General features: G+C 61.9%; 20 protein-coding genes. 6 read left to right on the forward strand and 14 right to left on the reverse strand.

Annotated elements, in window-relative coordinates; translation table 11 throughout:
- Positions 1-56: 56 nt before the first annotated feature.
- Genes MU558_RS17100 through MU558_RS17115 form a run of 4 tightly spaced genes read right to left on the reverse strand, consistent with a single transcriptional unit; the run spans position 57 to position 4,177 of the window.
- Positions 57-1,502: a nucleotide sugar dehydrogenase gene (locus MU558_RS17100; protein WP_246969688.1), complete on the reverse strand. Its 1,446-nt coding sequence runs from the start codon at positions 1,500-1,502 to the stop codon at positions 57-59.
- A complete protein-coding gene (locus MU558_RS17105; RefSeq protein WP_246969691.1) occupies positions 1,499-2,500 on the reverse strand; it encodes a Gfo/Idh/MocA family protein in 1,002 nt (333 codons plus the stop codon). Before MU558_RS17105 ends, MU558_RS17100 begins: the two co-directional genes overlap by 4 nt.
- The gene (locus MU558_RS17110; RefSeq protein ID WP_246969707.1) at positions 2,487-3,602 is read right to left on the reverse strand and encodes a DegT/DnrJ/EryC1/StrS family aminotransferase; all 1,116 of its coding nucleotides are present in this window, start codon (positions 3,600-3,602) and stop codon (positions 2,487-2,489) included. Before MU558_RS17110 ends, MU558_RS17105 begins: the two co-directional genes overlap by 14 nt.
- On the reverse strand, positions 3,599-4,177 hold the full coding sequence (locus MU558_RS17115) for an acyltransferase (protein ID WP_246969710.1): 579 nt from the start codon (positions 4,175-4,177) through the stop codon (positions 3,599-3,601). The genes MU558_RS17110 and MU558_RS17115 overlap by 4 nt, the downstream gene beginning before the upstream one ends.
- Positions 4,178-4,576: 399 nt before the next feature.
- Here MU558_RS17115 and MU558_RS17120 point away from each other — a divergent pair, with 399 nt between their 5' ends.
- A complete protein-coding gene (locus tag MU558_RS17120) occupies positions 4,577-5,113 on the forward strand; it encodes a DUF7344 domain-containing protein (RefSeq protein WP_246969713.1) in 537 nt (178 codons plus the stop codon).
- A 102-nt stretch (positions 5,114-5,215) separates the two neighbouring features.
- Here the strand turns inward: MU558_RS17120 and MU558_RS17125 are convergent, their stop codons facing one another.
- The 4 genes from MU558_RS17125 to MU558_RS17140 all read right to left on the reverse strand — a co-directional run bounded on the left by MU558_RS17125 (position 5,216) and on the right by MU558_RS17140 (position 7,908).
- A complete protein-coding gene (locus tag MU558_RS17125) occupies positions 5,216-5,803 on the reverse strand; it encodes a metal-dependent hydrolase (RefSeq protein WP_246969716.1) in 588 nt (195 codons plus the stop codon).
- A gap of 52 nt (positions 5,804-5,855) precedes the next feature.
- Positions 5,856-6,854: a DUF1616 domain-containing protein gene (locus MU558_RS17130; protein WP_246969719.1), complete on the reverse strand. Its 999-nt coding sequence runs from the start codon at positions 6,852-6,854 to the stop codon at positions 5,856-5,858.
- A gap of 235 nt (positions 6,855-7,089) precedes the next feature.
- Positions 7,090-7,365, reverse strand: a complete 276-nt coding sequence (locus MU558_RS17135; protein WP_246969721.1) for a helix-turn-helix transcriptional regulator — start codon at positions 7,363-7,365, stop codon at positions 7,090-7,092.
- Between the two features lie 216 nt (positions 7,366-7,581).
- Positions 7,582-7,908, reverse strand: coding sequence for a winged helix-turn-helix domain-containing protein (locus MU558_RS17140; RefSeq protein WP_246975032.1), 327 nt, complete (start codon positions 7,906-7,908; stop codon positions 7,582-7,584).
- Positions 7,909-8,581: 673 nt separating this feature from the next.
- On the opposite strand from MU558_RS17140, the gene MU558_RS17145 reads away from it, so the two are divergent.
- Together MU558_RS17145 and MU558_RS17150 are read left to right on the forward strand one after the other, a co-directional pair.
- Positions 8,582-8,743 (forward strand): DUF7563 family protein, encoded by a 162-nt coding sequence (locus tag MU558_RS17145; protein ID WP_246969724.1) that lies wholly within the window; start codon positions 8,582-8,584, stop codon positions 8,741-8,743.
- 361 nt (positions 8,744-9,104) lie between these two features.
- Complete coding sequence (locus tag MU558_RS17150) at positions 9,105-9,608, forward strand: DUF7344 domain-containing protein (RefSeq protein ID WP_246969727.1); 504 nt, start codon at positions 9,105-9,107, stop codon at positions 9,606-9,608.
- Between the two features lie 368 nt (positions 9,609-9,976).
- On the opposite strand, the gene MU558_RS17155 is transcribed toward MU558_RS17150, so the two are convergent.
- The 3 genes from MU558_RS17155 to MU558_RS17165 form a co-directional block, all read right to left on the reverse strand.
- Positions 9,977-11,716 (reverse strand): DUF7282 domain-containing protein, encoded by a 1,740-nt coding sequence (locus MU558_RS17155; RefSeq protein ID WP_246969730.1) that lies wholly within the window; start codon positions 11,714-11,716, stop codon positions 9,977-9,979.
- A 174-nt stretch (positions 11,717-11,890) separates the two neighbouring features.
- Positions 11,891-12,307, reverse strand: a complete 417-nt coding sequence (locus MU558_RS17160) for a helix-turn-helix transcriptional regulator (protein WP_246969733.1) — start codon at positions 12,305-12,307, stop codon at positions 11,891-11,893.
- Positions 12,308-12,689: 382 nt separating this feature from the next.
- Positions 12,690-12,932: a hypothetical protein gene (locus tag MU558_RS17165; protein ID WP_246969736.1), complete on the reverse strand. Its 243-nt coding sequence runs from the start codon at positions 12,930-12,932 to the stop codon at positions 12,690-12,692.
- A gap of 394 nt (positions 12,933-13,326) precedes the next feature.
- Between MU558_RS17165 and MU558_RS17170 the strand changes: the two genes are divergently transcribed.
- A complete protein-coding gene (locus MU558_RS17170) occupies positions 13,327-13,866 on the forward strand; it encodes a MaoC family dehydratase (RefSeq protein ID WP_246969750.1) in 540 nt (179 codons plus the stop codon).
- Between the two features lie 132 nt (positions 13,867-13,998).
- Positions 13,999-14,286, forward strand: coding sequence for a DUF7410 domain-containing protein (locus tag MU558_RS17175; RefSeq protein WP_246969753.1), 288 nt, complete (start codon positions 13,999-14,001; stop codon positions 14,284-14,286).
- 171 nt (positions 14,287-14,457) lie between these two features.
- Here MU558_RS17175 and MU558_RS17180 read toward each other — a convergent pair whose 3' ends face one another.
- Positions 14,458-16,929, reverse strand: coding sequence for a cbb3-type cytochrome c oxidase subunit I (locus MU558_RS17180; RefSeq protein WP_246969759.1), 2,472 nt, complete (start codon positions 16,927-16,929; stop codon positions 14,458-14,460).
- Entirely contained in the window at positions 16,929-17,696 is a 768-nt protein-coding gene (gene coxB, locus MU558_RS17185; RefSeq protein ID WP_377071383.1) for a cytochrome c oxidase subunit II, read from the reverse strand. Before coxB ends, MU558_RS17180 begins: the two co-directional genes overlap by 1 nt.
- 736 nt (positions 17,697-18,432) lie before the next feature.
- On the opposite strand from coxB, the gene MU558_RS17190 reads away from it, so the two are divergent.
- Entirely contained in the window at positions 18,433-18,723 is a 291-nt protein-coding gene (locus tag MU558_RS17190; protein ID WP_246969775.1) for an amphi-Trp domain-containing protein, read from the forward strand.
- 4 nt (positions 18,724-18,727) lie between these two features.
- On the opposite strand, the gene MU558_RS17195 is transcribed toward MU558_RS17190, so the two are convergent.
- On the reverse strand, positions 18,728-20,971 hold the full coding sequence (locus MU558_RS17195) for an amino acid permease (RefSeq protein WP_246969778.1): 2,244 nt from the start codon (positions 20,969-20,971) through the stop codon (positions 18,728-18,730).
- Positions 20,972-21,198 lie beyond the last annotated feature (227 nt).

The following is a 21,198-nucleotide window of genomic DNA, read 5'->3' on the forward strand; positions in this document are numbered from 1 at the left end:
GAACGCTATCGGTTACGACGAGGGATCGAACGCTTCGACCGGCCGTCTCCCGTCGGTCAGTCGCCCCGCTCGCCACCGTCCGTTCTCCCGAGCGAGGCGCGGCGTTCGGTTCGACCCTCGTCCTCGAGGACGACCGGCCGGTTCCCTCGCGAACCGCCGAGGGTCCGCACGCGGTGGTTCGTGTCCTCGAGTTCGAGCGCGTCTCGTCCGTCGAGGACGACCGTCGGTTCCATGGCGGTCCAGTCGATCGCCTCGAACTCCTCGTGGGGCGTGACGAGGACGACGGCGTCGAACGTCTCGTCGGCGACGTCGTCGACCTCGACCGGTCGCGCGTCGTACGTCGCCGGATCGACGATCGGGTCGGTCGCGGCGACGTCGGCCCCGAACTCGTGCAGGCGGTCGACGACCTCGAGTGCGGGGGACGCTCGCGTCTCCTCGACGCCAGGGCGGTAAGTGAGGCCGAGCACGAGCACCGACGCGTCCTCGAGGTCGACGCCGGCGTCGGCGAGTTCGTCCGCCAGGATCGCGACGGTGTACGCAGGCATCTCCTCGTTGATTCGCCGGGACGTCCGCGTGAGCGTCAACTGCTCGTCGGTCCGTGCGAACAGGAAGTAGGGGTAGTACGGGATGCAGTGTCCACCGACGCCCGGCCCCGGGTCGTGGATGTCACAGAACGGGCTCTCGTTCGCCGTGGCGATCGCCTCCCGGATCGAAATCGAGAGATCGTCGGCCATCCGCGCGAGCTCGTTCGCCAGCGCGATGTTGACGTCGCGGTAGATCCCCTCGAACACTTTCACTGCCTCCGCGGTCGTCGCGTCCGAGACAAGGTGCACGTCGTTGTGCGTGAGTTCGTCGTAGAGCACCGCCGCGGCGCGCGTACTCTCGTCGTCGATGCCGCCGACGACCTTCGGGTACGCGCCGCGGATGTCCTGCAGGGCTCTCCCGGAGGCCGTCCGTTCGGGGCAGAACGCGAGTCCGAACTCGCCGCGCTCGAGGCCGCTTTCCTCCTCGAGTGTGGGCAAGACGACCTCGTGGCAGGTCCCCGGCGGCATCGTCGATTCGACGACGACGAGGTCGCCGGGTGCGAGTCCCGTCGCGACGTCTCGGGTGACGGCCTCGACCGTCGAGAGGTCCGGTTCGCCGTCGGACAGTAGCGTTGGGACGATGACGACGTGGACGCTCGCGTCGACAGCGGCCGACTGGCCCTCCGCCGTCGCCCGGAGCCGGCCCTCGCTCACCTGCCGTGCGACCAGTTCGGGGAGTCCCGGCTCGCCGGTGATGTGACACTCCCCGGCGTTAACTTCCTGGACGACCGACGGATCGACGTCGACGCCGATTACGTTCCCCGTAACCTCGGCGTAGACGGCCGCGAGCGGCAGTCCCATCTTCCCGAGTCCGTAGACGGCGACCGGGACGTCGCCCGACCTGATCGCCACTCGCTGGCGCTTCTCCGTGGCGGCCGTCCCGTAGAGGGTCGTCACCGATCCGCCAGCGGTCGTCATCGAGCCTGCACCTCGATTCCGTCGGCACTCGAGACGAGGCGATCGATCGTCTCGATCGTCTCGAGCGCGCGGAGTCCGTCTTCGGCGGTGACTTCGGGCGTCGCTCCCGTCCGCACCGCGCGGACGAACGACTCGAGCTCCCGGCGCAACGGCTCGCCGTTCTCGACGCGAGGCCGTTCGATGACGCTCTCGTGTCGGTACCGATTCCGGCCGTCCTCGGTGACGTACTCCGGCAGCGAGTTACGGTGGATGAGCACCGACTGCTCGAGGTAGTCGACCTCGACGAGACACTCGCGAGCGGTGACGGTGAGCCGGCGAACCTTCTTCTGGGTGACTCGACTCGCGGTCAGCGAGGCGATCACGCCGTCGGGGTACTCCATCTTGGCCGCCGCGTACCCGCCGTTTTCCGCCCCCATCGCGGCGACGTTGACCGGATCGGCGTCGAGTAACGATCGAACGACGTCGACGTCGTGGATCATCAGGTCGAAGACGACGCCGTCGACCCCCGCTCGATCGATCGGCGGACCGAGCCGTTCGGCCTCGATCGCGATCACGTCGAGGTCGTCGATCACCGACTCGAGCGTCTTCACTGCGGGATTGAACCGTTCGATGTGGCCGACCTGGAGGACGATTCCTGCGTCCCGGGCGCGATTCGCCATGTTTCGGGCGTTCGCGACGGTGTCGGCGATCGGCTTCTCGACGAGAACGTGAACACCTGCGTCGATGCACTCGGAGACGATCTCGTGGTGGGCGCTCGTCGGTGCGGCGATGGAGACGACGTCACACACCGAAAGCAACTCGTCGAACGACCGCGCCGTCGTCCCGTACGCGTCGGCGACTCGCCTGGCCTGCGACTCGTCGAGGTCGGTGACGCCGACCAGGTCGACGTCCTGGAGCTCGCTGTACACCCGGACGTGGTTTTCACCCATCGAGCCGACGCCAACGACGCCAGCGCGGAGGGGTGCCGATTCAGTCGCTGTCGAGTTAGGGAGAGTCATGATCGTAGTGGTCGAACACCGCCGAGGCGACCGTCCGTCGGTCGTCGGCGGTGAGGTTCGGATGGACGGGCAACGAGAGCACTTCCTCGGCGGCACGCTCCGCCCGCGGCAGATCGGCGGCGGCCGCGCTCACGGTCTCGTAGGCGGGCTGTCGATGGATCGGCGTCGGGTAGTAGATTCCCGTGCCGACGTTCCGCGCCGAGAGCGACTGCTCGAGTGCGTCACGGTCCTCGGCGCGGATCGTATACTGGTGGTAAACGTGACGATAGCCGTCGGGAACTCGCTGGGTCTCGATCGGCAGGTCGGCGAACTGCTCGTCGTAGAACGCGGCGTTCTCCCGCCTGGCCTCGTTGAACTCGGGCAATCGTGCGAGCTGCGTCCGACCGACCGCCGCGGCGAGACTCGTCATTCGGTGGTTGTGGCCGAGGGTGGCGTGTTCGTAGCCGCCGTCGCCGTCGGCCGTCCGACCGTGGTTGACGTAGCTCGCCGCACGGCGGGCGACGTCGTCTCGATCGGTGGTGATCATGCCACCTTCGCCGGTCGTCATGTTCTTCGTCGGGTAAAACGAGAAGCAGGCGGCGTCGCCCAGCGAGCCCACGCGATCCCCGCCGATCGCCGCGCCGTGTGCCTGACAGGCGTCCTCGAGAACGAACAGGTCGTGGTCGGCCGCGATCTCGCGGAGTTCGTCCATCGGGGCCGGCAGCCCGTAGAGGTGGACCGGCAGGAGCCCGACGACGTCGTCGCGGCGGGCGACGAGCGACGCGACGGCGTCCGGATCGAGCGTGAACGTGTCGCTATCGACGTCGGCGAACACTGGCGTCCCGCCGGCCAGTCGGATCGCGTTCGCACTCGCGACGAACGAAAACGAGGACGTAATGACGGCGTCGCCGTCCTCGACGCCGAGCGCTTCGAGGGCGGTCTGGAGGGCAGTCGTCCCGTTCGAGGTCGCCACGGCGTGTTCGGTGCCACAGTAGGCGGCGAATTCGTCCTCGAAGGCTCTGACTTCCGGGCCGTCGGCGAGGTGGCCGCTCTCGAGTACCGAGACGACCCGGTCGTGGGCGTCGTTGCCAACTTCGGGGTCGGCGATTGGTACGTCGGTCATGCGAGCTGGTTTGGCCCCTCGAGCGGTTCCGGAAGCGTCTGCGTCCGTGCCGGCGAGCCGACCGCGAGCGTGTTCGGCGGGACGTCGTCGGTGACGACCGACCCGGCGGCGACGAACGCGTTCTCGCCGACGGTGACGCCGGGGAGAAGGGTCGCGTTCGCGCCGATCGACGCGCCGTCTTCGATCGTCGGGCCGACGAGCTCGGCCTCGGTCCGGATCGGGTACTCGTCGTTCGTGAGGACGGCACCCGGACCGACGAAGACGTTGTCGCCGATCGTCGTGTCGGTCGGCACGTAGACGTTCGTCTGGAGGCTCACGTGCGAGCCGATCGTCGTCCGGCCGTCGATGACGGTTTTCGTCCCGACGAGCACGTCGTCGCCGATCGTCGTCTCCTCGCGGACGAGCACGTCGTGGCCCGTCGTGAACTCGTCGCCGATCGTCACGTCCGCGTAGACGATCGTTCCGGCCCGGATCGTCGCGTCGTCGCCGAGCCGTGCCGGCGCGTCGAACTCGCCGTAGCCGACGATCGCATCGTCGTCGATCGTACAGCGATCGCCGCGGACGACGTCTCTCATCGCCTCTCACCTCGTCGCGATCGAGCGCCGCGATGCCAGTAACGTGTACACAATCGAATCATGGGGAATCGTTACCCAGGGTGGGCAGTCGTCCGGATACTTCCGGTAACGACGCTTTGTTATCCCCGTCTTGACGGGACAGTAGCCCGAAACTACAGGCCCAAATCCGCCGTCTGCGTGCGAACCCCCTCGTGAGCGCACAGCCCAGCGATTTCGAGCGAATCGGTTCGACTATCGATCCAAAATATCGAATTACACGTCCGTCACGGCTGCTAACTGGTACAATTCCCTTTCGAGCGGGTAGCAAGACGATAGTAAAGTGTTCACTCGACTCATTGCCAGTGTGAGGTATTCGAAAGCTCCCGTCGGACGGGCTTTCCCGGGTACTCGAGGCAATCTATGACTGACGAGGAACTCACACAGGCGGAGTTGTTCGACGTGTTTAGCAACGCCCGCCGTCGACGGACGGTCCGGTACCTGAAACAGCACCACGGCTCGTGTGACCTCGCACCGCTCGTCGAGCAGGTCGCCGCCTGGGAGAACGACGTCGACCCAGACGAGGTGACGCGCGCACAACGCCGACGGGTCTACATCTCGCTGTACCAGACGCACTTGCCGATGCTCGAGGACCACGACATCGTCGACTGGGATCCCGACGACCACACCATCGAGTTACTCCCCAGCGAGACACTGTTCGAACCGTACCTCGATCGCAACCTCGAGCACCAACGTCCCTGGCACGCGCTGTACGCGACACTCGCGGGTGCTGGTGTGCTCGCACTCGGGTTGACGGCGTTCTCCGTCGGGCCGCTGTCCGCCGTCGCTCCACCACTCGTCGCCCTCGCACTCAGCGGTGCCGTTCTCGTCGTCGCCGCCGTCCACCACGCCACGCGCCGTCCGGATCTTCGACTCCCGTTCGACGTCACACGCCGGTAACGACCGTCCGTCCGCGCGTTCTCTCCTCGTATCGACGAGTTCTCACCACCCTTCCGACGAATCGTTCACGCCTCGAGTATCGATGCTCACTCTCGCGGTCCGCTACGGCTCGGTGTCGGTCTGGTGAGCGTCACTCCTCGCGGTCGGTCGGGGTAGCCCCGGCGTCCCGTCGAACACCCAGAGGAGGGCTGCCCCGCCGAGTACGGCGACCTCGAGTCCGAGGTACGTCATCCCCTCCGGAGAGACCAGAAACTCGAGGTACCGATCGAAGTACGTCCAGAACTGCCGTGCGAACCCGACGCTCGGCGACGTCGCCGCCGGCCGCATCGGCCAGAGCACGACGTCCCAGCTGTACCCGTTTGCGTAGACGAGCGGGTAGTAGACGTCGCCGACGAGGTGTGAAAGCCACCCGATGGCGAACGCGACGCCAGCGACCGGTCGGCGCGTCAGCCAGGCGACGGCGACGGCAGCGAGCGAGACGGGGCCGGCGAGGAATATCGAGTGCGCCAGCGACACGCCACTCGGGAGGACACCGAACTGCCAGGCCAACGGCTTGTCGACCAGGTCGGGGAATTGCGAGCCGAACGCGACGAGCAGCGCCTCGGACGCAGTCGGCGATCGACCGAAGACGACTCGAGTGACGATCGAACACCCGACGTATGCGACGGCGAGGTGCTCCCAGGGCCACATCGCTACGTCCGGGAGGTCGCCGCCGTCGCTTTCATCTTCGCCCTCATCGTCTCTATGCGGTGTCTCCGCCGTCGGTTACAGTCACCCAGAAGAACGCGTCTTCGTCGGCGTTCTCTCGCGTCGGCTCTCCGGGCACGTCGCCCTCGTACAGGAGAACGACGATTCGAACGCGTCCGTCACCGACCGTGGGCGTGATCTCGCGGTCGACGGTGACGACCTCGCCATCGTCGCTGCTCGCCGAGACCGTCGTCAGCCGGGTCCGATCGACGACCTCGTCGTCCGCAAGAACCTGTTGCTGGACGACGGCCGTGTACGCTTTCGATTCACCCTCGTGGTTCTCGACCGAGATCGTCACCGGGATCGACTCGCCAGGGTCGACGGTCGACGGCAGTTGACCGGCGACGAGGTCGCCGTCGCCGTCTTCCGTGTACAGTCCCAGTTCGGTGAATTCGCTCGCGGAGTGGGGCATGGCGAACGCTGCGACGAGCGAGAGTCCCGCGACGACGACTGCAAACGCGAGAAAGAGCGTCGACGCTGTCGCGACCGTTTCGTCTCCCTGACGAAGTCGCTGCACCGCGAGAATCGGCGAGACGGTGAACCGATCGGCCGCCGGAACGCGTAGTCGTCGAACGACGCCCAGCTGTGCGAAGCCGATAGTACCGATCGCGAGCGCGGCGGCGACCGGCTCCGTCGCCAGCCCCCAATCGGTCAGCGCGAGACCGATCGTCACCATCGGGACGAGCGCGATCGAGAGCGCGAACGCCAGTCCGAGTCGTTCGACCGCGTCGATTCCGCCGGGCCTCGTGTCGGTGCCGGTCAGCGCGTTCTCTCGAGTACGTCTGGCTGCCGCCGGAAACAGAACCGAGACCAGCGCGTATCCGGGAAGAAACAGGATCAGCGGAATTGCCATCAGAAGCCGGAGCGTCCCGTCGAAACCGTGCGACGTCACGACCAGGTACGCGGCAACCGCCGCAACCGACACCGCGGCAAGGTCGGCGGGGTACCAGCGGACGAAACCGAGTCTCGTCTCCGTTGCCGTTCGCAGACTCATCGGCGGACCACCACTGGTCGATCACTCCGATAGCGTTCCATCCGATCGAAACACGAGAGATCTAGCATCCGCGAATCGGTAGATCGATCGCTCGTCATCCGCTTTGTTATGGTCGGATTACATAGATTTCGGCTCGATCGAGGTTGCGTTCTCGAAATGAAATGGGCGCTACAGGGACCTATAGCTCCTGAATCCACTAGATAGAACTCTTCTCATTGAAGTTCCAGTATCGTGATTAAAATTCGACGTACTGCTCTTCCCACTCGCGCCGTTCCTCGATTCGACGACGGCCATCGTCGGTGATCGCATAGTAATTCGTCCGCCTGTCGAGTTGTCCCTTCTCGACCAGCTCCTTGTTGACGAGCGTGTCGAGATTCGGGTACAGCCGCCCGTGGTTGATCTCCGAACTGTAGTACTTTTCGACCTCTTCTTTGACTGCCTGGCCGGATGGGCGGTCTGCGCCGGCGATCACGTACAGGAGGTCACGCTGGAAGCCAGTCAGATCGTGCATTGCTCAATCACGTGGACCGTTCCGTTGACTGGATAATTTGTTATCCGCTTCATACAGGTGTTCTAAAGCTCGTTTCATGATTGTTTCTCTGGATCAAAATGTTCGTTCCCGAGACTGACCTGATCTCGTGACAACACGCACAGTACCGTCTCGACGCGATGGCATTCCCGTCCGACTGGTCGACCGGAGAACTGTCAGCCTGAGTCGTCGATGACGTTACTGCTCGTCGGACTGGGACAGGGCGACGTGGATCCCCTCGGCGCCGATATCGACGCTGAGGTGGTCGACAGTCGCTTCGTACGCAGTGGTGTGCGATCCGTCTTCCTCGAATCGGATACACTCCGCGAGAAGATCACTCTCGAGGAGGTTGTTGATCCGCCGATACACCGTCGCCGACGAACTGTCAGTTCGTTCGGTCAACTCCTTTGCCGTTCGTGGTCGCTCGCTCGTTGCGACGAGGATGATTCGTGCACACTCGTCGCCGAGCGCGTCGAGTGCAGAACTCGTGGCCGATTCCGTCGTGTTGCTCGCCTGGCTTGACATTGTCATACTGCCCGTTGTAACCGGGTCTTGGGGGGATTCACTCCCGCTCTCGCGAGAGGAGGCGATACGCGTACATCGTCGACCAGTCACCTCGTCACAGACACGTCCAGCGTGCTTCACGATTGAATCGGTAATCCGACAAGGTATTTTATAACGCCCTACTTGATTTAGAGAAGTTCGGACATTCTCCACCGAAATTTCAAATTTCGGTAAAGAAATAACATCTTTCGAGCGCCGACGCACGACGATAAGTAGCTGTTTCGATACTGAATATCGGATAATACGACTGAATTCACGTTGACGCCCGAGGACCCCATCTCGAGACGAACTCCCGATCTGATTGCTCTACCGGCTAAAATCGGACGGAAATGCCCAATTTACCAATTTCCCAGAACCACATCTCAGGTGAACAGTCTATGTCCTTTATTCGCATCTGACGACCCGAATGGTAGTGATGCCCGAACGACGCGCCGTCGCCGCTCGCCGACGTGGTCGCACACGAGCGGCGTGCCGGATTTCGTCCACGACACCGAACTGCGTCCGACTGCGTTCGTCCGGGCAACGTCGACGAGACCGTCTCTCGGTTCTCTCGACCACCCCGATCGGGAGGCGTCACACACTACACTATCGTCCACCCCCAACTATGAAATCGACAGGTACCAACTGGACCCCAATGGAATCGTCGACAGCTGGCGCTCGCTGTCGAAACTGCGGAACACACGTCACCCAGCAGTTCGCACGCGTCTTTGGCGACAACGGCGACGTCGTACACGGCTGTCCCGCCTGCACCACGTATCGAGAGATGCAATCGGGCGGCCACTTGCCTGGCGACTGACCGATCGTCGGCGAGCGTATCGGACGGAAGTCGGTGATCGCCCGACGTCCGATCACGTTCGATCGAGGCGTATCCCGCGTCGTCCAGCAGCGTATCGCACCGACGACCTCGAGTTTTGTGCCGACGGAGTAGACAGCCGACAATTCTTCGAGAGCCGTAACTCGGTTCCAGCGTGCCCCTGCTCGAGGTAGTACACGTATAAAATATCGGTCATATAATCGAACGACCGGAAGATGAATTTAAATGGCCATTATTAATCATGCATCAGCTTCATCATCTCGGTTCCAGAAAACCACACACATAGATGATGATAGGTGGTGGCGACCGATTCAACGAGCGAGCCGAATGTTTCTCCTGACGTATGTCCGTACAGACGAGCCGAACAGACTCGCTGGCGGAAAGCGAGATCTTTCACATTCTCGGCAACGATAGGCGGCGAGCGATCGTACAACTGCTGGCGGAGGAGTCGGATCGCATCGACGTCTCTGACGTCGCCTCCGAGATTGCAGAACAAGAGACGGACGCGACGCCAGTTCCGAACAACCTCTACAAGAGCGTCTACGTCTCACTCCAGCAGACGCACCTTCCACAACTCGAGGAGGACGACGTGATCGAGTACGACCCCGAAGCGAAGACGATCCAGCCCGGCCCACACTTCCACGACGTTCTCCGCTACGTCGGCGGTGGCTACGACGACCGAAGGAACGTTCTCCAGTTGCACCTCGCTCTCTGCGTGCTCGGACTCCTACTGATCGCCGTCGCCGGGATGGAGCTGCCGGTCCTCTCGAGTATCGATCCGGTCCTGTGGAGCGTCCTAGTGCTCCTCGCCGTTGCTGCGAGTAGTCTCTACAACCTGTTGAGCTAGCGGTGCCGAGTGGCTGTCGGTCTCCGTTTGCTCTTGCAACTACGAAGGAGAGAGTATTGCTCTCTCGAACGGCTCCGTAGCATCCGACTTCGGAACCTGTGAAAGCGATGCGAGCGACGACGTGACGCTATCGATCGGACGGTCGCGCTTGCTCGCACACGCGCTAGAGTTCCCGCTCACAGGACCGACGCGACGGTCTATAGTACCAGCTGAAACGAGTTATACACTGCTCGCAGCGGAGTGGTCAGTACTGGCCGCCGAGCCGCGAACAGGTGTGCAACGACGTTCAGTGGCGACTATCGCTGTCGGCACGCCAGAAAATGATGATCGGCTGCCGCGACGTGAGTCGTCGGGAGGTCCCGTTCAGACTACGCCGGCGCGGTCGCCAACCGTTCGTCGTTGTCGTCGTCTTCCTCGTCGCTGTCGTCCTCGGTCAGTTCCAGGATGGCGACCTCACCGAACTCGTCGGTGAGGATCATGTGGATGTATTCGCCAGCCTCGACGTCGCTCGTGTCGACCTGGAAGGTGATCGTCGTCGACTCTCCTCCCTCAAGTGTGATCGACTCCGAGGCGACGAGGTCACCCTCGAGACGGAACTGGACGTCTTGCGTGTCTTCCGTGTCTCCGGGGTTCGTGATCGTCGCACTGACGTTGACGACGTCACCGACCTCGGCGCTCTCGGGTGCGTCGAAGTCCTCGACGGTGAACGATTCGGTCGGAGCTTCTTCGGCCCCGTCTTCAGTTACGTTGGCTTCGTCGTCGGTGACGTTCTCGTCGAACTCGTCTCCGTCAGTGACGTTGTCTTCGTCGTCGGTGACGTTCTCGTCGAACTCGTCTCCGTCAGTGACGTTGTCTTCGTCGTCGGTGACGTTGTCTTCGTCGTCGGTGACGTTCTCGTCGAACTCGTCGTCAGTGACGTTGTCTTCGTCGTCGGTGACGTTCTCGTCGAACTCGTCGTCAGTGACGTTGTCTTCGTCGTCGGTGACGTTCTCGTCGAACTCGTCTCCGTCAGTGACGTTGTCTTCGTCGTCGGTGACGTCCTCGTCGAACTCGTCTTCGTCCTCCTCGTCGTCAGCTATCATCTCCTCGTCCTCGAGTGCGTCTTGGATAGCGCCCTCGAGCCCTTCTTCGTCGATTTCTTCGTCCGTGACGACGATCACTGTGAGCTCTTCGATGGTTACGTCCTCGACGGTGACGTTACCGACGAAGACCACGATCGGTTGCTCTGCCGGGAACTCCTCGGGTACTTCCTCCGAGGGTTCGACCGGTTCTTCGTCAACTTCGTCTTCGCCGATCGCGGTGACGTTATCTTCTTCTTCGTCTTCGCCGATCGCGGTGACGTTATCTTCTTCTTCGTCTTCGCCGATCGCGGTGACGTTATCTTCTTCTTCGTCTTCGCCGATCGCGGTGACGTTGTCGTCCTCTTTGTCTTCGCCGATCGCGGTGACGTTGTCATCGTCCCCGTCGACAGGACTGACGTTGTCATCGTCCCCGTCGACAGCAGTGGCGTTGTCCGCATCGCCTTCGAGGGTGACAACGGCCTGGTCGGTCACCGGCTCGCCCTCAGCCGTGAGGTACGGGGTGTCCTGCTGTCCCTCGAGTTCGACGAAGTCGTACTCCTCGTTGTTGTTCGTGTCGCGGTGGGGCATCGCGATGAGCGTCTCCGACTCCTCGAGTGGGTCGTCGAGTGTTATCTCGACGTCCTCGTGCGTACCGGGCTCGAGGTACTCGGAGGTGCCGATGACACTACTGAAGGTCTCGTTGACGAGCAGACTGCTGTTGTGAATTGTCACGAAGCCACCGCTGGCCATCGTGACTTCATCGACGACCACAGTCTGTCCGTCGCTCGTTTGATCTTCGAACGTTACCCACGCGCTCTGTGCCTTGGCTTTGTCGTCGCTGACGTTGTCATCCGCCACGTCGTCATCGTCGCTGACGTTATCGTCTGCATCGTCGCTGACGTTGTCATCTGCTACATCGACATCGTCACTGTCCTCTTGGTGCTCGTCTACGGCTGGTGGCGACGCTGTTACCGACATCGCCGCCCCGCTCGAGCACACAAGCATCAGCGCAGTGACCACGACGAGTAGCTGATTGCGTGCATTCATGTTGTGCCGTAAAGGCATAGGCTCATCGTGGTTTCGGCGCATAAACTGATGCAACCATTTCGTCGGGAAAGGGGATAATGCCACCCAGAAGACGGATTCTTCATCGACCGTTCGCCCTGGAAAACACGTCTTGGAAGACGACTCATTCGTCGTCTGATTCGTCCCCGAACCTCTTCACTCGCTACCAGATCCGTCCGACGACTGCGATGCCGCCGGTTCTTGCCCACGGAGACAGATCAGGTTCTCCCGGCCGAGTCGGAGTTTTGTGATCTCGTCTTCCTCCTCGAGATCTGCGAGTAGTCGACTCACTTTGGCTTTCGACCAGTCGACTGCGTCGACGATCTCGGACTGTTTCATTCGACCCCCGTTGGTACTGACGAGATGGTGAATTCTCTCCCGGTCGGTCATGAACTCGTCATTACCTATCGACGACTCGTCTCGTTCCGTCGTTGCATTGTCTACGAACCGGTTTCGGATCACGAGTCCGCCCCCGAGAAGAGCGAGGGCAACGATACCCAGCAGTGCTGCCAGATGTGGTCCCCACTCGGTCAGCAATACTGGTACGTCGCCGACGGCCTGCTTGAACGCCATCCCCCTCACGAACGGCTCTGTCCCATCGAGAAACGGCGTGTCCCCACTCGTGCGTACGCCACCGGGGTGGAAAACCTGAGTGATCGCTCGGAAGCAGTCTCTATACATACGCTATCTTTCGTTTTTCATCTTTCACGTTGACACCATCTTATTATCGTTCACGGATGTTATCCCGCCACAAAATGCTTTTTATAAATTGACATTTCTTATCGGTGGGTCTATCTATCACGTGACACGGTACGTTCCAGCGACGTCCGAGTGAGCCGATGGGATCACCGACTGCTCGTAACGTCGGCCGTCCGTCAGTTCCGATACATCCGCGTCCACGGTGCAGTTGTACCTGGGAACAGGGACAGCCGACATTCTCACTCTCAAGACAGCGCTATCCGATCACTGGTACCGTCTGCCCGACCAGTCCGAATGCGGTCGCGTTCGCGGTATCATTCGCGGTATCGTTCTCCGTCTCGTTTTCCGTCTCATTCATCGTCTCGTTCTCCGTCTCGTTCTCCGCGGCCGGTTCTTCGGTCTCGTTATCTGTCTCGTTGTCTGGTGCTTCACCCGGTCCACCACAGCCGGCGATCAGGAGGGTGAGTACGACGACGATGACGATTACAGTCCGTTTCATATCATAACACATACCATAGTACGCCGACAGCCTGGATAAACACGGTCGGACGTTCGATACGATTGAGGCCAGTTCCTTTCGGATTCAGCCGTTAAGTATTTACTTAGACGATTGTCCAGTCGAGTTGAATTCGTCACCTGGCAAATTTGTGCAGAATCCTTATGCTCTGGGCCGTCGGAGAGGGCACAGACGTACCACGCTGGCGAACGGTCGGCTAGCAGGAACTGACCTGTAACGGTCACCAACCAGTCGTGACAGGACCGTGTTATGCGATCCAAGCAGTAGACGAGACCGATCACGGTTCCGACGTTCGGTGGTACGTGCCAGACAGATGACTCCGCTCACACACGCGATCCGGGCCTGGACCCGGGCGTCTGACCACGTCGTATCGAGCATGGCCGAAGCGAACCGGGCGACCTTCGCCGCCTTCGGCGTCGACGAGGAGACGATCGAATCGGACGCCGAAACGATACCGTCGATCGGCCGCGAGCGACGACCGTGGCAGTTCGAACGAACCGTAGACGACCCGGTCGCGATCGACGTCGGCGACGTCGTGACCTTCTCCAAGACCATCTCCGACGACGACGTCCGCAACTTCGCTCACGCGAGTGGCGACACGAACCGGTTACACTTAGACGAGGAGTTCGCCGCCGAGACGCGATTTGGCGGTCGAATCGTCCACGGGACACTCGTCTCCGGACTCATCAGCGCTGCGCTCGCGCGGATGCCCGGGCTCACCATCTACCTCTCCCAAGACCTCGAGTTCGTCGGCCCGGTGTCGATCGACGACCGGCTCACCGCGACCGTCGAAGTCGTCGAGAATCTTGGCGGGGACCGGTACCGACTCGAGACGGTCGTCGAGAGCGACGACGGTGTCGTCGTCGACGGCGAAGCCGTCGTCATGGTGGATCCGCTGCCGGAAGACTCGAGCTAGTGCGCACTCGCAGCTGCGACGAATTCCTTTCTCCCGATCGCTACGTCCTCGAGCAGTGTCGCCGACTCGAGACGACCACGCACGGCCACCGGTAGACACTTGCACGCACCGAACGAAAGCAACGACAACGCCATGCCGGCCGAGCGAGCCACCGACGTCGAGTACGACGTTCCCGACGACGAGACGCCCGCAGCGCGATGTCCCTACTGCGATCGGCCGTTCCGAACCGAAGAGTACACGACGCTACACGTCGGCACCAGTCACGCCGAGGAGTGTACCGACGCCGAACGGGAGGCCTTCGAGGAGTTGCGAGACGACGAGACGTACGACCTCTTTACGTTCCACCTCAAGGCTGCCGTCTCGGTCTTTCTCGTCTATTTCCTGTTTACCTTCCTCTACGCACTCGTCTGGTCCGGGTGAATTGCTCCATCTCACTCGCTTCGCTTGCTTGTTGCGGACTGGTCTTTGGCACTCTCACCGCCGCCGCTAAAATCGCGTTTTCGAGACGGTGACGTCGAGTCCGTCTTCGGTACTGTTCGTCCGGGATTTGTGACGACGAAAAACGAAACCGGCAGAAGCGGCTCGAGGCCGCTACAGCAGGTAGAACAGCGGGAACAGGAACACCCAGACGACGTCGACGAAGTGCCAGTAGAGCCCGAAGTATTCCACGGGCCGCGAGTCCTCGAGGTAGGCGTCGACCGTGAGGACCCGGTAGATCATGAACCCGGCGAGCAACAGCCCCAGGAGGACGTGGAGACCGTGGAGACCGGTCGTGACGTAGTACAGCGAGTACTCGAGGCCGCTGAACCAGTAGTCGCCGTGGGCGAACTTCTCGCTCCACTCCCAGGCCTTGATGCCCATGAAGGTGAGGCCGAGCAGGAGCGTCACGCTCATCGACGCGAGCAGTCCCTTCTTGCTCTTGCGGCGTGCCATTTCGAGTGCCAGGACGACGGTGAAACTCGAGGTGAGCAGGATGTACGTGTTGAGCAGGCCAGCCCAGGCGTGTTCCGGGATCGGTCCCCAGTTCATCCAGCCGGCGTTGATGCGCATGAACACGTACGCGCCTATCACCGCGCCGAAGACGATGACGTCCGACGCGAGGAAGAACCAGACACCGAGTTTCGTCGTCTCGATGCCTTCAAACGGCCAGCGCTCGGCGACGGCCAACTCCGGTGTTTCGAACTGTTCGACTCCGAACTGGAAGAGGACGTAGCCGAGAATGCCCACGCCGAGGATCGTGATAGACGGGTAGAGGTAGCTCGGGTTGGACGAAAACTCGGGGTGGAAGGCCTCGACCCAGGAGGTCATCCCCGACAGGCCGAGGAACAGTACGAAGGTTCCCAGACCGATGCCGAACGGCCAGATACTCGCGTGGTCGGCGTGGCCTTCCTCGTGTGTCTGGGCGACGTCGTGTGACGCCCGTTCGAGGTCTGCCCGCGCGGCCTCGCCTGGGGTGGCCGTGCCACCGTCAGTTGCAGTGTCGACGAACTCGAGTTTGCCGCTGGCGTACGTGGGCCGTCCGTCGAAGTTCTCGAGCGGCGGCGGAGAGGTAGTCGCCCACTCGGCGGTCCGGGCGTACTCCCAGGGGTTGTCGGGGGCGTCCGGTCCCGAAACGAGACTCTTGCCGAGCGTGTAGAAGAGAATCAGGAACGACGATCCGAGGACGAACGCACCCAGGGTCGCCAGCTGGTGGTAGATCTGCAGCCCCTCACCGTAGTGGAAGACGCGACGTGGCGTCTCCCAGGCGAGGAACATCGGGAAGTAAAGCAGGTTGAACCCGACGAAGTAGACGGCGAAGTTCACCTTGCCGAGGAACTCGTCGTACATCTTGCCGGTGATCTTCGGCCAGTAGTAGTAGAGGCCGCCGATCAGCGCCGTCACGCCCGAGACCATCACGTAGTGGAAGTGAGCGACGACCCAGTAGGTACCGCGGAACTCGTAGTCGAGGACGACAGCACCGAGGAAGACTCCGGTGATGCCGCCGAGGATGAACAACACGAGTGCGCCGAGGCTGAACAGGAACGGCGTGGTAAACCGGATCCGTCCTTTGACCATCGTGTAGATCAGGGAGAAGACCATCAGGTCGAACGGTAGCGAGATGCCGATCGTCGTCGCCATGAACAGCGTCTTGATCTCCAGGTTGATCGCCGTCAGGAACATGTGGTGCATCCAGACGAGGAACGACTGGACGGCGACGAGAACCATCGCGATGATGACCCACTTGCGGCCGACGAGTCGACGACCGGTGAACGTCTGGAACATCTCGAACATCATCCCCAGCGCGGGGAAGAAGACGATGTACACCTCTGGGTGGCCGAAGAACCAGAACAGGTGTCCCCAGAGTAAACTCGAGCCTTGCTGTGTCGCGAAGTACTGCGTCAGGAGGATGCGGTCGGTCGACAGCAACAGCAACGCAGCGAGAAGCGCTGCGAAGGCAAAGAGCATCATCCAGACGGTCAGGAGCATCGACCACGTGAACAGTGGCATGTTCCACAGCCCGAGTCCTTCCGCACGCATGCGGTGGATCGTCGTCAGAAAGTTTACCGTCCCGACGGTCGTCGAGAGGACGAACAGCGTCAGGCCGAGGATGGCTGCGGTGCCGCCGGTGGTCGCCTGCATCGCTGGCGTGTAGATCGGCACGTTCAGCGGAGCGTACATCGTCCAGCCGCCCTCGAACGTCCCGCCCTGGAAGAACGAGATCGCAAAGAGGATCCCCGAGAACAGGTAGAACCAGTAGCTCAGGGCGTTCAGTCGGGGGAACGCAAGGTCTTTTGCCCCAATCTGCAGCGGAACGACGTAGTTCGCGAACCCGAACGCGAACGGTGAGAGGAACCAGAAGACCATCAGCAAGCCGTGTGCACTCACCGACTGGTTGTACCCGCTTCCGGAGAGGATACCGATTCCGCCGGGCTCTAGCAACTGGATACGGAAGAGTAGCGCCATGACTCCCCCGAAGATGAGGAAGAAAAGCGCCGTCATCAGGTACAGGATCCCGACGTCCTTGTGATTCGTCGTGACGAACCAGCGTTTGACCGACGTCATCGGCGGGAAGTTCTCAGCCATCAGCTCTCACCTCCACCGTTCGTCTCGTTAGTGCTGTTTTGCGCATCGGTGCTCTCGTTGCCAGCGTCGGTTTCGTTCTGTTGTCCGTCACCGTTTGCTCCCTCACCGGATCCACCGTCACCGCCGTCCTGTTGTTGTTCGTCGAGCCAGTTCTGGAACTCGTCTTCTTCCATCACGACCAGGTCGGCGTTCATCCCCGAGTGACCGGGACCACACAGTTCGAAACACTCGATCTGGTACTCACCGGTTTCGTCGGCGATGAACCAGGTCCGTTCCGTCTCACCGGGAATCGCGTCGGCTTTCACACGTAACTCCTGGCTGCCGAACGTGTGCCAGACGTCCCTGCTAGTCACCTCGATCCAGACGGTCGTATCGACGGGAACCGCCATCTCGCCCGTCGACGTGACACCGTTTTCGTACTCGAAGTCCCAGGCGAACGTGTAGCCCTCGACGTTCACTTCGATGGCGTCCTCGCCGGGGCTGTCGGGTCCGTCTTCGACGTACAGGAGCATCCCGTACGTCCAGACGATCAGCGAGATGACGATGATCGCACTCAGTCCGAAGGAGACGAACAGTTTCTTGCCCCCGCCACCACCGGTCGGTAACTCTCCGAGTGTGGGCACGTCTTCGCCTTTCTCTCGTCCGTCGACGTCGCGATACTTGTACGCGTTGTATAGCGTATACGAAATCACGACGATTCCGACGAGCGTTCCGAGTCCGAGAAAGACGAGGAAGATCTCGTCGAACACGTTGACACGCGTCTGCATTGGGGTCGGAATTAATTTGACGATTGTTATCACCTCTGTTGTGTGGGTTGTTGTCTTAGATCAGATGCAATGTGGGTATTTATTCATTTTGGACGGCCACAGCGTCTTCCGCCTCCGCGATGACGGCGCCAGCGATCGGTGAGTCACCACCACACACGCGTGTGTTCATCTGTCACCCATCGTCCTTGCTCTGCGTTGCAGGCTTTTTTCTCTGTCGGCGTTTCACCGGCAACACATCAGAACAAGATGATATTACCGTAGAGAACCGCCGAGACGGTCGACTGCAGCAGACTCTCGACGAAATCGTTCCGGCTACGGCCGCGCCTGTACGTACCGCGGCCGTACGAACGGATATCCGCATCCTCGAGTCGGGACTCGAACACAGAGAGCATCGCCATTTCGAACTCCTCGCGCTGTTCGATCGACGCTTGTCCGGAGCGCTGCCCGCCTTCCCGACGACGCACAGACCGACGACGTCGACGTCAGTGAATCGATCGGCGACGGCGCCACCCGTCCGGACCGCGTCCTCACAGTTTGCAACCAGAACGAGGATCCTGTCGTAGCGGAAGTCACTCGTCCGACTTCACATCTCGGACATCGAAATCATCTCGAGTGAGATGCCGTCGGGTCAACACGAGCAGTAGCCGGAATTATAACGTCCTATTTTCCCGATTCCGGATCGGATTCCAGACAGTCGCCCAAAAGGTCTCTATACGTGAACGACGTAGGACGTCACATGCCGGAAGAAGTCCTCTTCAGATTCGAACAGTCGATGGACCGCTCGGAAATCGCAGCGTACCTGCGGACCGTCGCCGACCGACTCGAGGCCGGTGACGACCTCTCCCTCGAGGCGGACGGCCAGGACGTCGCACTCTCTCCGCCGGGCCGACCGACGTTCGAGATCAAAGCCGAACGCGAAACCTCGAGCAGCGGCGGCCCCCCGGAGCTCAGCGTCGAGTTCGAACTCGAGTGGACGGAAGGCGACGAGAGTCAGGGTGGCGGAGGCGGCGGTCTGACGATCGAGTGAACGTTCACTCGCGCCAGCCGAACAGCCGTTCCCGGAGCGTCCGGGCCCGCTTCTTCTCCGCGAGCAGAACCGAACACTCGACCTCTTCGACGACGTCCATGATCAGCGAGTCACGAAGCAGTCGCGTGAGCAGTCCGCGTTCGGTCGCACCGACGACCAGCATCGTGTGCTCGTCGGCGGCTCGTTCGATCGCCCGTTCGACGTCGCCGGACTCGACCAGCAACGTCGCGTCCTCGAGGTCGTTTTCCGCTCCCCACTCCTCGAGGAATCGCTCCGCGTCTGCCTGAGATTCGTCCTCGTCGCGGACGTACAGTAACGACACGTCGGCGTCGAACTCCGACTGGAGCAGCCCCGCGACGGTCGCCCCGAGTTCGGAGTCTGGACCGCCGGCAGTCGGGACGAGAATCCTCGAGGCATCGAATCCACGATCTTTGAGGACGAGGACGTCACACGGCAGCTCCTGCGTGAGTTCGTCCATCCGGCTCTCGGCTCGGCCGTGAGAGTGTGGCCCCCAGCCCATCACGAGAAGGTCCGCGTCGTTCGTCCGTGCGGCGTCGAACACCTCCTCGAACGACCGATGCGAGAGGATCGTCCGCGTTTCGACGTCGACGCCGAGCGTTTCGGCGTCCTCGCGGGCGGACTCGAGCAGTTCGGCCGACTCCGCGTCGAGTTGCTCGACGTGCTCGGCCCCCTTCTCGAGGGGCGTCTGGTCTGGCACCTGAACGATGTGCGTCGCGAGGACGGACCCGCCTCGCTGTTTCGCGATGGCGCTGGCGAGCGTGATCAGCTCTTTCTCGTGGGCGGGATTTGCGAGTGGCACCATCACTCGGTACGCACCGCCGTCGGGCTTGACGCTCGTGGCGGCAGTCACTGCAGGTTCGGGCATCCGGTCGGCACGTCGCAGAATGTATTCCGAGAGGACGCCCTGTTTTTCCGTCTCTCCGCGGGCGTACAGCAGGTACCAGAGCGCCCCGACGACCACGAGTCCGACACCGATGGCGATGACAGCCGGTTCGAAGAACACGATGAGGGCAAACGAGAGAACCGCCCCCAGAACCGGCGTCGCCGGATAGAACGGGACGCGATAGGAGGGTGTGTACTCGTCGGGGTCAGCCTCGCGCATGACGATCAACGCGACGTTCAACAGCCCGTAGATGACCAGGTGTAACACGCTGCCGGCTTTCGCGAGCGTCTGGATGTCACCGAACAGGAGAAAGAGCACGATGAACGCGCCCGTCAGCGCGATCGAGCGGTACGGCGTCCCGAAGCGTGGGTGGATCTCGTTGAGTTCCGGGCTGACGATCTTGTCACGTCCCATCGCGAAGTTGATCCGCGAGGACGCCAGGATCGAAGCGTTCGCGCTCGAGGCCGTCGCAAGGAGGCCACCGAGCAAGAGGGCGCCGGCACCGATTGGTCCGATGAGTAGCCTGGCGACGTCGACGACCGCCGTGTCGTTGCCGGCGACGAGTTCGTTGGGGACCGCAGCGAGGACGGCGAGTAACACGAGTGCGTAGATCGCAGTGACGATCACGACGCTGCCGATGACCGCCCGTGGGAGGTTCTTGCCCGGTTCTTTGATCTCCTCGGCGACCGACGTAATCTGGACGAATCCGAGATAGGAGACGAAGATCAGGCCAGTCACCGGTAACAGCGGCGAGTACCCCTTGTCGGGGGGGACGATGGGTCGCAGCGTCGAGATGTCGGCGTTCAGGATGCCGAACGCGGTGAACACCGCAAGGATGCCGACGAGGACGATCACGATGATGTTCTGGAGACGGCCCGTCTCCTTGGCACCGACGTAGTTGACGGTGATAAACAGGATCGCCGCGACGAGGCCGATTAGCTGCGCCGCAGACAGCGAGACCACGTAGAGATCGAGCGGGCCGAACGTGGTGTTGGCCATGCGAGAGATGTACTCGCCGAAGCCGAACACGTAGAACGCCGAAGCGAAGGCCAGCCCGATCCAGTTTCCCAGGCCCGCGATCGAACCAAAAAGCGGCCCGAGCGCTCGATTGACGTAAAAGTACGCACCACCCGACTTGGGCATCGCCGTCCCGAGTTCGCTCGCCGAAAGCGCCGTCAGGAGGGCGATTCCGCCCCCGAGGACGAACGCGACCGCCGTCAGCGGGCCCGCCTCGGCGACGGCCTCGCCCGGCAGGACGAAGATACCGGCACCGATCATCGTTCCGATGCCGATCGTCAGCGCAGCCAGCGGCCCGAGGTCTTTCGCCAGTTCTTCGTCGCTCATCGTCGGCCACCTACCAGTTCCCTTCGTTCGACCCCCCCACGTCCGGCGACCGTCCTGCCGGCGTTCATCCGCCACCACCCGATCGACGTCGCGTTACCTCGGGCGGGGACGACGGATTCACAGCACAGACACGCAAGTAGTCGGATCGTTTCAGCAGTTGCATATCTCGGCGTTACTGCCCGAGGTTATTATATCACCACGATACACTCTCGAGTGAGTGATACGCT

Origin of the sequence: Natribaculum luteum, assembly GCF_023008545.1 — an archaeon.
Classification (GTDB): Archaea; Halobacteriota; Halobacteria; order Halobacteriales; family Natrialbaceae; genus Natribaculum; species Natribaculum luteum.